The following is a 15,465-nucleotide window of genomic DNA, read 5'->3' as shown; positions in this document are numbered from 1 at the left end:
TACTCACCCGTTCGCCGCTCGTGTACCCCGAAGGGCCTTACCGCTCGACTTGCATGTGTTAAGCACGCCGCTAGCGTTCGTCCTGAGCCAGAATCAAACTCTCCGTTGAAGACTCTCGAAACACCCCAAAAGGGGCGAATCAGAAATATCTAACTAGAGTCCGAAAAATCTAGCAAAGCGAACACCAGCAAATTAAGATTCGCTGTTGTTCAAAATGTCCAACCTCCCACGACCGGGGGGTACGCGAAGGCTGGAACCAATAAAAATATTGGCACTGACATTCATCGACACACTATTGAGTTCTCAAAGAACACACGCACAAGCAGATCACCGAATCTCTTCAGATCTTCCGCTGGGCAACTGTTCCAGCCTAACCACGCTTCCAGGCGATGTCAATCGTTACCCTGGTCACTTGATCTTGGCCTGTCAGGCGCTCTCCGGCTCTTGCGTCCGTGTCGCTCTGACTTCCAATAAGTTACGCGCCGGATAACGCAACGTCAAATCGCCTGGATGCCAGCGCATTCCCGCAGGTCAGCGCCACGACCGACGCAGCGGAACCGGCCTGAATCACACGAATGTGATTCAGGCCTCCGCTCGTGGATCAGGCTATCCGACGCACGCCCGCCATGTTCTTCTTTCCGCGACGCAGCACCAGCCACTGGCCGTGCAGGTAGTCGGTGTCCGACGGGGTCCAGTCGATGTCGCTGATGCGCTCGTTGTTCACCGAGGCACCGCCTTCGTTTACCGCGCGCCGTGCCGCTCCCCTGCTGTCGCACAGTCCCGAGGCCACGAGCAGATCGACGATGGTGTCGGGCTCACCGGGCGCGACCTCGGCGACCTTGCCGTCGATCGCGGTCTCGCGCAGGGCCGCGCCGAGCGTCGACTCGGGCAGTTCGCGCAGATCACCACGGCCGAACAAGGCCTGGCTCGCCAGTTCCACCGCCCGGGTCTCGGCTTCGCCGTGCACCAGGGTCGTCATTTCGGCGGCCAGCCGCTTCTGGGCCTCGCGTGCGAAGGGCCGTTCGGCGGTGGCCTCTTCCAGCTCGTCGAGTTCTTCGTGGCTCAGGAAGGTGAACCAGCGCAGGTACCGGACCACATCGGCGTCGGCGGTGTTCACGAAGTACTGGTACCAGGCGTAGGGGCTGGTGAGTTCCGGGTCGAGCCAGAGGCTGCCGCCGCCGGTGGACTTGCCGAACTTCTTGCCGTCGGCCGAGGTCACCAGGGGGACGGTGAGCGCGTGCACGTGCGCCCCGTCGACCCGCCGGTTGAGTTCGACGCCGGCGATGATGTTGCCCCACTGATCGGAGCCACCGACCTGCAGTGTGCAGCCGTGTTCACGGCGCAACTGCAGGTAGTCGTTGGCTTGCAGCAGCATGTAGCTGAACTCGGTGTAGGAGATGCCCTCGCCTTCGAGACGTCGTTTGACGGTGTCGCGGGCGAGCATGACATTCACGGAGAAGTGCTTACCGATATCGCGCAGGAAGTCGACGGTGGTGAGCGGCCCGGTCCAGTCCATGTTGTTGACGATCACCGCGCCCGTCGGCGAATCGTCCAGGTCGACGAACCGCTCGAGCTGGCCGCGAATGCGCTGAGCCCATTCGGCGACCGTGTCCGTCGAGTTCATGGTGCGCTCGCCCACGTCGCGAGGGTCGCCGATGAGGCCGGTCGCGCCGCCGGCGAGCACGATCGGGCGGTGCCCCGCGCGCTGGAAACGCTTGAGTGCGAGCAGCGGGACGAGGTGGCCCGCGTGCAGGCTGGCGGCGGTGGGGTCGAAGCCGGCATACAGCGTCAACGGCTGCGCGGCCGCGGCTGCGCGCAACTCGTCGAGGTCGGTGGACTGCGCGATCAGGCCGCGCCAGGTCAGTTCGTCGAAGATGTCGCCGGTCACGAGGATCTATCTTTGCGCATCGCGTCGGCCGGGCGCACCCCGGTTATGTCCTCAGGTCCGGGCGCGGGTGATCCAGGCGGCCAACTCGGCTTCGACCTCGTCGCGGTCGACTTCGTTGAGGACCTCGTGCCGGGCACCGGCGTAGACCCGATAGGTGAGGTCGGTCAGGCCCGCGTCGCGGTAGCGCTGGACCAGCAGATCGCTCAATCGCAGTCCCGCGTTGAGCGGGTCCTGGTCGCCGACCATCACATAGACGGGCAGATCGGGACGCACCACCGGCTTCGCCAGCCGCTCGGTGGCGACGGCCGCCAGCTCGCCCAGGTTTGTCGGGTCGATGGCGAAGCCACACCAGGGGTCGGCGATGTAGGCGTCGACCTGGGCTTCGTCGCGGCTGATCCAGTCGGCGTCGGTGCGGGTCGGCTGGACGCGGGCGTTGAAGAAGGCGGTCAGGTCACCGCCCGCCGCGGCGATCTCGGCGAACAGCCCGTCGACGGCGGTCGACCCGCAGAGCACGACCTCGTCGACGAGGTCGGCGTGATCGAGGATGTACTGCTGCACGGCGAAGGATCCGAGACTGTGGCCGAAGAGCGTCACCGGCAGGCCGGGGTGACGTTCGCGCAGGATCTCGGTGAGCGCCACCAGGTCGGCGACGAGCAGGTTCCAGCCGTCGGGGCCCAGCTCGCCCGGTACCTCGCCCATGCTGAGGCCGTGGCCTCGGTGATCGTCGGCGTAGACGGCGAAGCCGAGAGCGGACAACCGCTCGGCGAGATGGCCGTAGCGCTCGGAGTGTTCGCCCATGCCGTGGGCGATCTGCACGATGCCCTGCGGTTCGGTGTCCGACGGCAGCCAGCTGCGCACATGGATCTCGGTGCCGTCGGTGCTGGAAAAACTGAACACGGGCGCTCCTGGGATGCGATCTCGAACCGGTCCCTGATCGTCGCACCTACGTGGCGCGCGCCACAGTGGCTTCGCAGACGAGATCGGCGCCGACACTTTGTCTCCCGCGACCGAACCCACCATTCGGTCGCGGGACTGCCCCGAACACGCCGAGATCACCGGACTCGGTGTCCGGTGATCGTCAGCGTGTCGGGTTGTGGCTCATCGCGTCAGCGCGGTGATGGTGGCGCGGCGTTCGTAGGCGATCCAGGCGAAGATCGCGGCGAGCACCAGCGGGAAGATCGCCATTCCGGGCAGGTCGGCGATGAAGGCCTGGGTGGCGGCGGCGAGCACGGTGAGCACCGAGAGACCGGCGGCGGCCAGCGCGGACACGCGCGGCACCATGAGACCGATTCCGCCCGCGACCTCCGCGACGCCGATGAAGATGAGCAGCCCAAGCGGGATCGTCATGTTCGCCGGCGGGTTCTCCATGAGAATGTGCGGAATCACCAGCTTGGGGCCGCCCGAGGCGATGATGAAGAACAGGCCGAGCACGATCTGCAGGGTCCACAGGACGCGGTTGCGGATCTTGCCGGGGCGGTAGGTGGCGGCGGAGGTGGAGTTCGCGGAAAGCGTGGCGGTGGTCATCTTGTCGTCCTTCTGGTCGGTCGCGCTCGGTGGGTAGCGCGTTCAACTGATAGGACGGGCCGTCGCCGCAGAACTCATCGCTGTCGGCGAAGAATTTCGAAATCTCGGCTAGCTCACGGGTTTGGTGGCACGCGGACTGCGCCGGTAGGTCGAGACGGCCGACGAGCCGGGCAACCAGAACCGCCAAGGCACCTCGGCGGCCAGGCTCACGCCCACGCGTGGGCCCGAGGCGATCTCGGCGAGCGGCACCGGGGGCTTCAGTTCGAGCCGTACCTGCGAGAACGGGTCGAAGAGCTCGGTTCCGTAGTCGGACAGGCTGATTCCCAGCGCACTGCCCACATTGCCCGGTCCCCGCGCGAGGTCGGCGTCGGTGCGTGCGGCGGGCCTGCGTTCACGGGCGATCTCGGCGCCCTCGACCACTTCCCCGGCCCGGACGAGCACCGCGCACGCGACACCGTCGAAGCCTGCGGTCACGTTGACGCACAGGTGAATTCCGTACGAGCGGTACACGTAGAGCCGCCCGGCGGGGCCGAACATCACCGCGTTGCGCGCGGTCGGTCCCGGCCACGAGTGCGCCGCCGGATCCGGCCACGGCCCGGTCGCATCGCTCCCGTAGGCCTCGACTTCCACGATGCGTATCGCCACCGGCCCCGACCTCATTACCGATCCGAGTATCCGGCACGCCGCGGCGGCCGGGTCGACAGCGAGTTCCTGAGCAGACACGACGCCCATTCTCACCCGCAACGATCCGCGCGAGCGCCACACCCCGTCAGCCGAGCAGGTCGCGACCCTCGTTCAGGCCGGCGAGTTTGGTCGGGTTGACCTGGAAACGCAGGTTCTGGATCCGGCCGTCGACCAGGTCGAAGGTGAAGGCGGCACCCGGCGTGCCCGCGAAGGTGATGAGTGCGCCGAGTTCACCGTTGATGTCGGTGGCGGCGAGTTCGGCACCGGTCGAGGACGGTTTGGCGAGCACGCCGAGGATCCAGCGCGCGACATGATCGGGGCCGTGCAGGGGGCGGCGAGCGGCCGTGACGATGCCGCCGCCGTCGGACCAGCAGGTCACGTCGGGAGCGAGCAGGTTCATCAAGGCGTTGAGGTCGCCGCCGGAGCAGGCGGCCATGAACTGTTCGGTGACGCGGGCGCGAGCGGCCTTGTCGGCGTCGAAGCGGGGGCGTCGTGATTGGACGTGGCTCTTCGCACGGTGCGCGATCTGGCGGACGCCCGCCTCGGAGCGGTCGAGTGTTTCGGCGATTTCGGCGTGGGAGTAGCCGAACACCTCGCGCAGCAGGAAGACCGCCCGTTCCACCGGGGTCAGTGTTTCCAGTACGACGAGCATGGCGGTGGAGACGGTGTCGGCCAATGCGGTGTCCTCGGCGATGTCGGGTGTGGTGAGCACCGGCTCGGGCAGCCACGGACCGACGTACTTCTCACGGACGGCGCGGGCGCTGGTGAGCCGGTTCAGCGCGAGATTGGTGACGGTGCGGACCAGGTAGGCGCGGGGGTTGGCCACCGCCGACCGGTCGGTCTCGTGCCACTTCAGCCAGGCGTCCTGCAGGACGTCCTCGGCGTCGGTGACGGTACCGAGCATGCGGTAGGCGGTGGCGAACAGCAGCCTGCGATGGTCGACGAACGGGTCGTGCTCCTGCATGTGCTCAACCATGACGGACGAGATCGCGGGTCGCCGCGCCGCCCTTGGACAGTTGCAGATCGACGGGCACCCGCTTGGTCGCCTTGATCGCCGGGACCGGGCTGCTGCTGACCATCTCCTTGTAGGTCCGGGCGGCCCAGCCGGTGAGGTAGAACCGGCCCGGTGTGTCGTCGGCGCGGGTGAACTGGATGACGGCGGCGCGGCGTCCGAGGCTGACGGGCTGGTGGAAGTAGCCGAAGCGGAAGGGACGCACGGTCTTTCCGCGCATCTCGGCGGCGATCGCATCGGCGGCGTAGGTGGCCGAGGGCAGGCCGCTCTGGCAGGTGCCGTGGATCTGCCCCCACGGTTGACGGATCGCGGCGGCGTCGCCGATGGCGCGAATCGTGGGGTGCGACACCGACTTCAGTGTGGGCCCGACGACGATCAGTCCGCGTTCGTCCGTCTCGATCCCGGACTCGGCGGCCAGGGGTGATACGCGCACGCCGCTGGTCCACAGGGTGAGATCGGTGTCGATCTGTCGGCCGTCGGCGAGGACGACGGAATCGGCGGTCACCTCGGTCACCCGCTGACCGATCTCCCGCACGATGCCGAGCCGGTCGAGCACGGTGTTCAGATAGGCGCGGGCCTTGGTACCCATCATGGCGCCGAGTTCGCCGGAGCTGACGAGGGTGACGCGCACGTCCGGGTGGCTTTCGGCGATCTCGGTGGCTGCCTCGATCCCGGTGAGACCACCGCCGCACACGGTGACGGTGCGGCAGGCGGCCACCCGGCGCGCGAAGTCGTGCGCGCGCCGGGGATCGTTCAGTGTCCAGGCGTGGTCGGCGACGCCGGGAACCAGGGAGGTGTCGGTGCTGCTGCCGAGGGCGTAGATCAGTTCGTCGTAGGTGATGTCACCGAACCCGTCGACGTACACGCGGCGGGCGTCCGGATCGATGGCGGTGGCGAACCCCTGGACGAACCGGATTCCGGTGCCGTCGAGGATCGTCGGGATGTCGTGGTGCGCCAACTCCTGACCGGCCGCGATCTGGTGCATCCGGAGGCGTTCGGTGAAGCGGGCCGACGGGTTGACCAGGGTGATGTGCACGTTCGTTTTCCTGGTGCGGCGGGCCAGGCGGACGGCCGCGAGCAAGCCGGTGTAGCCGGCGCCGAGGACGACGATGCGGTGCGTGGTTGTGGTCATGTCCTGCTCCTTTTTCGGTGAAGTCGTGCATGGGACAAGACAGGACCCTCGAACGTGACAACCCACCGAAGTGACCCGCATCACAGCGACGGAAAGTCAGGGTCCGAATGGGTGACGCTCCCGATGTGACGGTGGGTCGGGCAGACCTACCGTCGTGACATGCGAACTCTCCGTCGGCTCGTCCTCGGCAGCTGCGCGCTCGCGATCGCTTTCGTCACAGTGATCGCGAGCGTGGTGACGTGGACGTGGTCGTCGGCCGACGTATCGACGGTCGGCACAACAGAGTTCACCCGACCGCTGAATATCCCACCCCTGGCCGACAGCAGCATCGATGCCGACGGCACCAGGGTCTTCTCCCTCGATATGCGCACGGGGACAACAGAATTCGAGTCCGGTGAAGCCACCGAGACATGGGGATTCAACGGCAGCTATCTCGGGCCGACATTGCGTGCGAACCGGGGCGAGAAGGTCCGGGTGCGGGTGCGCAACGAGTTGCCCGAGGCCTCGACCGTGCACTGGCACGGAATGCACCTGCCCGCCGAGATGGACGGCGGGCCGTATCAGATGGTCGAACCGGGCCGCATCTGGACGCCGGAATGGACAGTGGCACAACCCGCTTCGACACTCTGGTACCACCCACACCCGCACGGTGAAACCGAAGACCACGTGCGGCGCGGACTCGCCGGCATGTTCCTCGTCGACGACGGACCGCCGGCCGCCCTGCCGAGCACCTACGGCGTCGACGACTTGCCGGTGATCGTGCAGGACGTGCGGCTGCGCGACGACCGGCTCGACGGCGCGCACAAGATCTTCCGCAATACCGGCTTCCTCGGCGATCGGACGATGGTCAACGGCACCCTCGACCCGTATCGCGAGGTGGGCGACGAACTCGTCCGGTTGCGACTGCTCAACGCCTCGACCGCGCGGGTCTACACCTTCGCCTTCGACGACACCCGGCAGTTCGCGCTGGTAGGCACCGACGGCGGGTTGCTCGAGCGACCCGTGACTCTGGATCGGGTGCGGCTGTCGCCTGGCGAACGCGCCGAGATCGTGGTGCGGATGCGGCCGGGTGAGCGCACGGTGTTGCGCAGTGGTCAGCTGGATGTGGGCATGGACTTCTGGGGAAACCGATTCTCCGGCGGTGACGACAGTTTCGACGTGCTCGAGCTGCGTGCGGCCGAGACCCTGAGGCCCTCGACGGCCGTCCCGGAATACCTTGCTCCGCAATCTCTTCCGAACCCTGAGGACTCGGTGACCGAACGGCGGTTCGAGCTCGCCGGTACGGCGATCAACGGAAGCGCGATGGCCATGGACCGGATCGACACCGTCGTCACCCGGGGCACCACCGAGACGTGGGTGGTGGCCAATGCCGACGGTCAGGCCCACAACTTCCACGTTCACGACGTGCAATTCCGGATCACCGAGTACAACGGCGGCCCACCACCGCCCGAACTGGCCGGCGCCAAGGACACCGTGTTCCTGCCGCCGAACACGACGGCGCGGCTGGTACTGCGGTTCGACGGGCCCGCCGATCCGGACACGCCGTACATGTACCACTGCCACCTGCTGTGGCACGAGGACCAGGGAATGATGGGCCAGTTCGTGGTCGTCGAGTCTGGTCAGACTCCCGCGACACTCCCGGGTCACGAGCACTGACCCTTGCCGCGCTGCCGGTACGGAGTTAAATTCATCAGGTAGTGAATTCAACGCTTGATGAATTGAGGCGACCATGTCGCGCACCGCATCATCACCCGCCGTCGAGGTGGTAGGTCTGACCGTCCGCCGAGGGAAACGCGCTGTGCTCCAAGGACTGGATCTACGGATCGAGCCGGGAACCATCACCGGGCTGCTCGGGCCGTCCGGATGTGGCAAGACCACTCTGATGCGCAGCATCGTCGGCACCCAGCTGGTGGAATCGGGCACGGTCACCGTCCTGGGCGAAGCCGCGGGTAGCGGCGGGTTGCGACGCCGGGTCGGGTACGTCACCCAGGCGCCGAGCATCTACGCCGATATCAGCGTCCGCGACAATGTCGCCTACTACGCGGCGCTCTACGGGCGCGACCGCAGTGACACCGAATCCGCCCTCGCCGCAGTCGGTTTGACCGATCATGCCGACCAGCTGGGCGACCAGCTCTCCGGTGGGCAGAAGACCCGCGCCTCGCTGGCGTGCGCGCTGGTCGGCAGGCCCGAGCTGCTGGTTCTCGACGAACCGACCGTCGGCCTCGATCCGGTGCTGCGGGTGGAACTGTGGCAGCGATTCCGCGAATTGGCCTCGGCGGGAACGACCTTGCTCGTCTCGAGTCATGTGATGGACGAGGCCGAACACTGTGACCGGCTGCTGCTGATGCGCGACGGCGAGCTCCTCGCCCAGCTCAGCCCCGCCGAACTCCGGGAACGCACCGGCGAACAGAATCTCGAAACGGCGTTCCTCGCCCTCATCACGAAGGAAACGCGGGCATGAGCACTCCCTATACCGCGACCACCGGCCGGATCCTGCGGCAGCTGCGCAACGATCACCGCACCGTCGCCATGATTCTCGTCGTCCCGGCACTACTGATGACGCTGCTGTACTTCATCTATCAGGACACACCACAGGCGCCACACGCACCGCTGACCCTGTTCGACCGGGTGGGCATCACCATGCTCGGCATCCTGCCGTTCATCGTGATGTTCCTGATCACCGCTATCGCCATGCAGCGCGAACGCACCTCGGGCACCCTGGAACGGCTGCTCACCACTCCCCTGCGCAAACTGGATCTGCTCGCCGGATACGGCACCGCGTTCTCGCTGGCCGCCGCCGCGCAAGCCGCCGTGGCATGTGTTGTGGCCTTCTGGCTGCTCGATCTAGAGGCGGCGGGCAGTCCGGGGTGGGTGATGCTGATCGCCGTGGTCGACGCGGTGTGCGGGGTGGCGCTCGGCCTGCTCGCCAGCGCGTTCGCGCGCACCGAATTCCAGGCGGTGCAGTTCATGCCGGTGATCGTCGCGCCGCAGATCTTCCTGTGCGGCTTGCTCGTTCCGCGTGATCGGCTGCCCGGCTGGCTGGAGGCGATCAGCGATGTCCTGCCGTTGAGTTACGCGGTCGACGCGCTCCAAGAGGTGTCGATCAATGCCGAACCCACCGCGACGATGTGGCGCGATATCGCCGTCGTTGCCGGGTTCGCGATTGTGGCACTGTGTCTTGGCGCTGCGACACTGCGCAGACGCACGCCGTAGCGGAGCACGGCGCGGAGCGGGTCCGCGTGTCGGTCGGTGGAGGAGTCCTGGAATGAGCGCGAAGAGATCGCCTGGCACACGGTCGGGGCGACGGCCGGGCAATGTCGACACCCGGGCGGCGATCCTGGACGCCGCCCGTGCGCGCTTCGCCGAAGCCGGGTTCGACAAGACCTCGATCCGCGCGGTTGCCGCCGCCGCGCAGGTCGACCCCGCCCTCGTGCACCACTATTTCGGCACCAAGCAGCAGTTGTTCGCGGCCGTCGTCGAGTTCCCGGTCGACCCGGAAGCCACCCTCACCATTGTGGATTCGGCGCCGCTGGACGAGCTCGGTGCGGCGATCGTGCGCGCGGTGGTGGGGATATGGGACTCGCCCGCCGGGCCAGGCATCGTCGCCATGGTGCGCAGCATGCTCACCGGCGACGCGGACATGACGCGTACATTCCTGCTGAAGGTGGTGCTGGAACGGGTGCGCGTCCGAATCGCGCGACCGGACGACGACGGTCAGGCCCGTGTGTCACTGGCGGCGGCCCAGATGATGGGCGTCCTGGTCGCGCGCAAAGTGATCTGTGTGGAGCCGCTCGCCTCGATGCCGCTCGACGCGGTCGTCGCGGCGGTCGGGCCGAGTATGCAGCGGTACCTGACGGGCCGGATCGAGGCCGCTGGGCCGAACTGAACCGGCTCAGGATTCGGCGAGGAAGAATTCGTGTTCGGCGTCGGTGACGTCGCGAGCCTCGTCGATCAGCAGCACCGGGATGCCGTTGTCGATCGGGTAGGCGCGGCGCAGGCGGGGGTTGTAGAGCACGCTGGCACCGGCTTCGGTGCGCACCAGCTGCAGCGGGCCCTTGTCCTGGGGGCAGGCCAGCAGGCCGAGCAGGGTTGCGTCGATGGTGGATTCGTGCGCCATGTGCCTAACCTACCGCGCTCGCCGGAACGAGATGTAGCGGTGTCCGAAGAAGCTGAGCACCGCGACCAGACCCATCACCACCACCGACGCCGGCTCGGCGGGAAACCCGAACGCCTTCACCGCGAGTTCCACGAGCACCACGTTCAGCACGAGCCCGCCCGCGTTCACGCCACAGAAGGCGACGAAGTCACGCAGGAGTCTGCCGCTGACCCGGAATACCAGGGTCCGATGCAGGACGAACGCCACCACCGTGCTCACCGCGTACGCCGCGACGACGGACAGGCCGGGGCGGTCGTCGCCGAGTACCTGCAGCCAGCACACGACGAGCACCATGCCGAGCAGCGTGTTGAACCCGCCGACGATCGCGAACGCCAGTTCCTGGCGCTTGACGATCCGCAGCAGTGGGCCCGGCGTGGCGAGCACGCCGTCGGCGGGGACCGCCTCGGTGGTCATCGCAGCGCGTCCGCGAGTTCGGCGTCGCCGTCGGGGATGGTTTCCGCGGCGGGCGCTTCCTGTTCGGGCTTGCGGCCGCGCACGTACAGCCACTGGAAGAACGCGAGCCCGAGCAGGCCGAGGCCGATCGCGGCGCCGCCGATCTTCCAGCCCGGCGGACGCCAGGTCAGTTCGAGTTCGGCATCGGTTGTTCCGGCGGGGATGTCGACGGCGACGAAGCTCTTGGCGACCACCTTGAACGGAATGTCCTTGCCGTCGAGACTCACCCGGTAGCCCGGCCAGCCCAGCCGCGCGAAGACCACCCGCCCACCGTTTTCCGAGCTCACCCGCACCTTGCTGGTGGTGTCGCTCTCGGAGGTGGAGACGGCGGTCGCGTTCTCGACGGCCGAGATGCGGCCGTTGCGGGTGGAGATCAGGCCGTCCTCGCGTTCGAGCACCGCGATGTACTTCTCGTGGCCGGGGTAGTCGACCCACTTCCAGCCCGTCGGGGCCGGTTGGGCGGCGGCGTCCGGGTAGAGGGCGCGGTGCAGGACCACCCGGTCGATGTTCATCAGGTCGACCACGGTCTTGCCCGTCGACGGCTCGACGGCGAACGCGCGCCGGTAGGCGTCGGGGCAGACGCTGGTGTCCCAGCGCATGCAGAGCATGTCGCCGAACCAATAGTGCCCGTTCGGGGTGTAGCCGCTGACGTAGGTGCGTTCGATGTCCTTGGCGTAGTTGCCGAACACCAGCGAACCGTAGGCGCCGTCGAGGGAGCGCTCCCCCGGCGGGATCAGGGCACGGTCACCGAGTTGCAGCGTGGTGCCCGCGAATTCGGGGAACGCGGCGCGGGCGGCGGCCCGGTCGCTCGGCAGGTTCCAGCTCATGGGTGTCGGCTGGGCGCGTTCGACCTGGATGTAGGCGATGGGGAACACCGCGATGATCGCGAGGGCGACCGCGGCGGTCGTGCTCTTCTGCACCGCCAGCCACACCACGGCCGCACCGAGCGCCGCGAGCGCGAGCGCGGCGATGACGTGGGCGATCCAGTTGTGCGGGTCGGCCGAGAACGACCGCACCCACAGCAGTCCGATCAGCACAGCCGCCGCGATGCCTCGCGCCCGCCAGTCCTTGAAGGTCGCGAACCGGCCGAGCAGCACACAGACCAGCAGCAACAGACCGAGCGCGACCATCGGCAGCACCCGGGCCGGCCAGCGCAGCGGGCCGATGGTGCCTGGACCCGCGGTCCACATCAGTGCGGCGATCGCGAACACGGCGATGCCGGTGAGCTCGCGCCACGCACCGCGCGCCCGGTTCCAGTCCACGAACGCCAGTGCCGGAACGAGGAACCAGGCGATGTAGACCACCGGCATCGGCTGCACGTAGCCCCACCAGGAGGTGAACGCGGGCAGCGTGGTGGGCAGGCTCGCGTTCAGCGACTCCGACCACGGCACGGTGAGGAACTGGTCGTTGTTGATCTGGGCGGTTCCGCGCCAGGTGACCTTCGCCGACAGCATGCTCGGCAGGTAGGTGGCCAGCCCGGCCAGCGCGGCGAGGCCGGAGACGAACAGCAGCCGCAGCGTCGGCCGCCAGGTCCGCTGGTAGACGAGTTCGCCGATGGCGACCGCGCCGATCATCAGCCCGGCCTCGACCGCCGGGAAGATGTACTGCACCGAAATCGCCAGGTACAGATACACGAAAACGGGAATCGGGCCGCTGTTTCCGCGCGCGTAGCGCACACCCGAAGCCCACGCGTGCACCATCCAGGCGGTGCCGGTGAACGCCGTCATCCAGCTGGCCTCGTCGAAGAACAGCAGCCAGCCCGTGAACGGGATCGACACACCGGCCAGCGCCGCCCACTGCACGCGCGAGCCGTAGGCCAGGCAGATCCGGTAGACGCCGAGCCCGAGGATGATCGCGAAGATCAGCTTCACCACGGTCGCGTAGAGCACGAGGTTGTCCACCGAGGGCGCGATCAGATCGATCAGCAGCTGCGGCGGATTCAGCAGGCCCGCTTCTTCGATGGCGTAGTTGCCCGCCATCCAGTGCTCGGGGACCATCACCGGCAGATCGCCGTCGCGCAGCCGGTTGCCGAGCATCACCCACAGCGGCACGTACTGCGATTCGGTGTCGTCGGTGTAGAAGTGCCGGACGTTGGCGAGTAGCACCGCGCCATAGCCCGCGATCACGCCGAGGGCGGTGATCAAGCCCCAGATGTAGACCGAACGTCGGGACGGGTTTCTACTTTCCACCACGAGCACCAGACCCTACAGGCATCCCCGCGTGACAGCTCCTCGCACAGCCCGATCCGGCACCGCCGACCCGTCACCGTGCGGTGTTAGAGTGCCCACACCCCTCGCCTGCCAAGACACCGAAAGTCGACCCATGCCGCTTCCCACCGCACATTCGTCCCGGTCCGGCGCTGTGCCACGCGCGGGCGCCGCCGAGCGCAACGGTTCGCATCCGGTGCATTCGGTGTCGGTGGTCGTCCCCGTCTACCGGGGCGAGGACACGATCGCCGCGCTGGTCGCCGAATTGGACGGGCTCACCGGGCCGAGCACGACCCCATCGGGTGCGCGGTTCGCGGTGGAAGAGATCATCCTCGTCCACGACAACGGGCCGGATCGCTCCGATGTGGTGCTGCAGGAAATGGAGGGCTCCTACCCGCAGGTGCGCGCGGTGTGGTTGAGCCGCAACTTCGGTCAGGACGCGGCGACCATCGCGGGCATGGCGGCAGCGCGCGGCGACTGGATCGTCACGATGGACGAGGACGGCCAGCACGACCCGGCCTTCATCGCCGACTTCCTCGACGCGGCACTGGCCTCGCGCGCGGATCTCGTCTACTCCAAGCCGTCCAACACCCGCCCGCACGGCTTCCTGCGCAACCTCACCTCACGCGGCGCGAAGATCGTGCTGGCCACCGTGTTCGCTTTCCCTGATTCCACCCGGTTCGAGAGCTTCCGGCTGATCCGCGGCGATATCGGCCGTCAGCTGGCCGAGGTCGCCGCCAACGGCGTCTACCTGGACGTGGCGCTCACCTGGGTTGTCGGCAATACGGTCTCGGTGCCGGTGGTGTTGCGCGCCGAGGGGCGCGACGAGTCCGGCTACAACTACCGTCGCCTGTTCTCGCTGTTCTGGAAGATGGTGCTGTGCAGCGGAACTCGCGGCCTGCGCCTGGTGAGCATGCTCGGTGTGAGCCTGGCGCTCGCCGGTGTCGCGATGGCCGCGTTCATCGTGGTGCAGGCGCTCACCCAGGACAATCACGACCCCGAGGGCTGGGCGTCGATCATCGTCGTACTGCTGCTGTGCTCGGGCGCCACCCTGTTCTCGCTCGGCCTGATCGCGGAGTATCTCGGTGTGGCCCTGCACATCCTGGTCGGTAAGCCGCTGTACCTGACCGTGCAGACCCCGACACCGCGCCCGGATACGATGCACGCGCCGGTCTCCAACCATCGAGTCGACGTCGCGGTGCCGGCAGCCGTGACGGACAAGGACCTCCGCGAGTGAACGACCGCATCATCTTCAGCAGGCCGTTCCGTGCCGCCGCCGAGCGCGCCAACCTGTCGGCCGTCCTGGATTCCGATCACAGCCACGGCGACGGTCAGTTCACCAAGTCGGCGACGGCCAAGATCAAGGCCATCACCGGCGCCGAGCACGCGCTGCTCACCACCTCCTGCACGCACGCGCTCGAGCTCGGCGCGCTGCTGCTCGAACTCGGCCCCGACGACGAAGTGATCGTGCCGAGTTTCGCGTTCACCTCGGCCGCCACCGCGATGGCGCTGCGCGGGTCGACCTGTGTGTTCGTCGATATCGACGACGCGACCGGCAATATCGACCCCGCCGCGGCAGCCGAGGCGATCACCGAGCGCACCAAGGCGATCGTGGTGATGCACTACGGCGGTGTCGCCGCCGACATGGAACCGCTGCTGGCACTGGCCGCGCAGCACGGTGTGGCGATCATCGAGGACAACGCGCACGGCCTCGGCGGCACCTGGCGCGGCAGGCAACTCGGCACCATCGGCACGGTGGGCACCCAGAGTTTCCACGACACCAAGAACGTACATTGCGGTGAGGGTGGCGCACTGCTGCTGTCGGACGAGATCCTGATGGGTCGCGCCGAGATCATGCGCGAGAAAGGCACCGACCGGGCCCGTTTCCTGCGCGGGCAAGTCGACAAGTACTCCTGGCAGGACATCGGTTCCAGCTACCTGCCCAGCGAACTCAATGCGGCGGTCCTCGACGCACAGCTGGCCGAGTTCGACACCATCCAGGCCGCTCGTCACCGGGTGTGGGACACCTACGCGGCCGCGCTGCCCGACTGGGCCGCCGCCAACGACGTGCGCCCGATGACGGTGCCCACCGACCGTGGCCACACCGCGCACCTGTTCTACCTGCGGATGCCGACCGAGGACAGCCGCGACGGGATCATCGCGCACCTCGCCGAGCGCGGCATCGTCGCCCCGTTCCACTACATTCCGCTCGATTCGAGCCCGGCGGGGCTCAAGTACGGGCGCACTCCGGTGCCGTGCACGCGGTCGGCGCAGTTCTCGGCCACCATCGTGCGGTTGCCGTTGTGGCCGATGCTCAGTGAGGCGCAGCTCGGTCGCGTCGTCGACGCGGTCACCGAGTACCGCGTCTAGGTTTCGCAGACGACGAAGGCCGCCCGGTTCAGCCGGGCG

At 67.6% G+C, this 15,465-nt stretch carries 15 protein-coding genes and 1 rRNA gene; 6 read left to right on the top strand and 10 right to left on the bottom strand.

Going from position 1 to position 15,465, the window contains the following annotated elements; genetic code table 11:
- The 7 genes from LDL21_RS29235 to LDL21_RS29205 all read right to left on the bottom strand — a co-directional run.
- Positions 1–109 (bottom strand): 16S ribosomal RNA (locus LDL21_RS29235); the annotation flags it as partial.
- Positions 110–601: 492 nt separating this feature from the next.
- Positions 602–1,888: a tyrosine--tRNA ligase gene (gene tyrS, locus LDL21_RS29230; RefSeq protein ID WP_225282606.1), complete on the bottom strand. Its 1,287-nt coding sequence runs from the start codon at positions 1,886–1,888 to the stop codon at positions 602–604.
- 51 nt (positions 1,889–1,939) lie between these two features.
- Positions 1,940–2,785: an alpha/beta hydrolase gene (locus tag LDL21_RS29225; protein WP_225282605.1), complete on the bottom strand. Its 846-nt coding sequence runs from the start codon at positions 2,783–2,785 to the stop codon at positions 1,940–1,942.
- Between the two features lie 201 nt (positions 2,786–2,986).
- Positions 2,987–3,412: a DoxX family protein gene (locus tag LDL21_RS29220; RefSeq protein WP_181697775.1), complete on the bottom strand. Its 426-nt coding sequence runs from the start codon at positions 3,410–3,412 to the stop codon at positions 2,987–2,989.
- A 108-nt stretch (positions 3,413–3,520) separates the two neighbouring features.
- On the bottom strand, positions 3,521–4,144 hold the full coding sequence (locus LDL21_RS29215) for a DNA-3-methyladenine glycosylase (protein ID WP_225282604.1): 624 nt from the start codon (positions 4,142–4,144) through the stop codon (positions 3,521–3,523).
- A 37-nt stretch (positions 4,145–4,181) separates the two neighbouring features.
- Positions 4,182–5,060, bottom strand: a complete 879-nt coding sequence (locus LDL21_RS29210; RefSeq protein WP_220139268.1) for an RNA polymerase sigma-70 factor — start codon at positions 5,058–5,060, stop codon at positions 4,182–4,184.
- A gap of 4 nt (positions 5,061–5,064) precedes the next feature.
- On the bottom strand, positions 5,065–6,240 hold the full coding sequence (locus tag LDL21_RS29205; RefSeq protein ID WP_225282603.1) for an NAD(P)/FAD-dependent oxidoreductase: 1,176 nt from the start codon (positions 6,238–6,240) through the stop codon (positions 5,065–5,067).
- Positions 6,241–6,399: 159 nt separating this feature from the next.
- On the opposite strand from LDL21_RS29205, the gene LDL21_RS29200 reads away from it, so the two are divergent.
- The 4 genes from LDL21_RS29200 (at position 6,400) to LDL21_RS29185 (ending at position 10,126) form a co-directional block, all read left to right on the top strand.
- Positions 6,400–7,896 carry a multicopper oxidase family protein gene (locus LDL21_RS29200; protein WP_225282602.1) on the top strand — a complete coding sequence of 499 codons (1,497 nt, stop codon included), beginning with the start codon at positions 6,400–6,402 and terminating at the stop codon, positions 7,894–7,896.
- 73 nt (positions 7,897–7,969) lie between these two features.
- Positions 7,970–8,701, top strand: a complete 732-nt coding sequence (locus LDL21_RS29195) for an ABC transporter ATP-binding protein (protein ID WP_225282601.1) — start codon at positions 7,970–7,972, stop codon at positions 8,699–8,701.
- On the top strand, positions 8,698–9,453 hold the full coding sequence (locus LDL21_RS29190; RefSeq protein ID WP_225282600.1) for an ABC transporter permease: 756 nt from the start codon (positions 8,698–8,700) through the stop codon (positions 9,451–9,453). Before LDL21_RS29195 ends, LDL21_RS29190 begins: the two co-directional genes overlap by 4 nt.
- A gap of 52 nt (positions 9,454–9,505) precedes the next feature.
- Entirely contained in the window at positions 9,506–10,126 is a 621-nt protein-coding gene (locus LDL21_RS29185) for a TetR/AcrR family transcriptional regulator (protein ID WP_225282599.1), read from the top strand.
- Positions 10,127–10,132: 6 nt separating this feature from the next.
- On the opposite strand, the gene LDL21_RS29180 is transcribed toward LDL21_RS29185, so the two are convergent.
- The 3 genes from LDL21_RS29180 to LDL21_RS29170 are packed head-to-tail and all read right to left on the bottom strand — an operon-like array spanning position 10,133 to position 13,038.
- Positions 10,133–10,357 (bottom strand): Trm112 family protein, encoded by a 225-nt coding sequence (locus LDL21_RS29180; protein ID WP_181697768.1) that lies wholly within the window; start codon positions 10,355–10,357, stop codon positions 10,133–10,135.
- A 9-nt stretch (positions 10,358–10,366) separates the two neighbouring features.
- Complete coding sequence (locus LDL21_RS29175) at positions 10,367–10,810, bottom strand: GtrA family protein (protein WP_067499127.1); 444 nt, start codon at positions 10,808–10,810, stop codon at positions 10,367–10,369.
- Complete coding sequence (locus LDL21_RS29170) at positions 10,807–13,038, bottom strand: hypothetical protein (protein WP_308017179.1); 2,232 nt, start codon at positions 13,036–13,038, stop codon at positions 10,807–10,809. Before LDL21_RS29170 ends, LDL21_RS29175 begins: the two co-directional genes overlap by 4 nt.
- A 214-nt stretch (positions 13,039–13,252) precedes the next feature.
- Between LDL21_RS29170 and LDL21_RS29165 the strand changes: the two genes are divergently transcribed.
- Positions 13,253–14,293 (top strand): glycosyltransferase, encoded by a 1,041-nt coding sequence (locus tag LDL21_RS29165; RefSeq protein WP_225282608.1) that lies wholly within the window; start codon positions 13,253–13,255, stop codon positions 14,291–14,293.
- Positions 14,290–15,426 (top strand): dTDP-4-amino-4,6-dideoxygalactose transaminase, encoded by a 1,137-nt coding sequence (gene rffA, locus LDL21_RS29160; protein ID WP_225282597.1) that lies wholly within the window; start codon positions 14,290–14,292, stop codon positions 15,424–15,426. The genes LDL21_RS29165 and rffA overlap by 4 nt, the downstream gene beginning before the upstream one ends.
- Positions 15,427–15,465: the final 39 nt, after the last annotated feature.

Origin of the sequence: Nocardia rosealba, assembly GCF_020216065.1 — a bacterium.
GTDB classification, from domain to species: domain Bacteria; phylum Actinomycetota; class Actinomycetes; order Mycobacteriales; family Mycobacteriaceae; genus Nocardia; species Nocardia rosealba.
The sequence above is the reverse complement of the archived record's forward strand: the minus strand, read 5'-3'. Positions and strand labels throughout refer to the sequence as shown.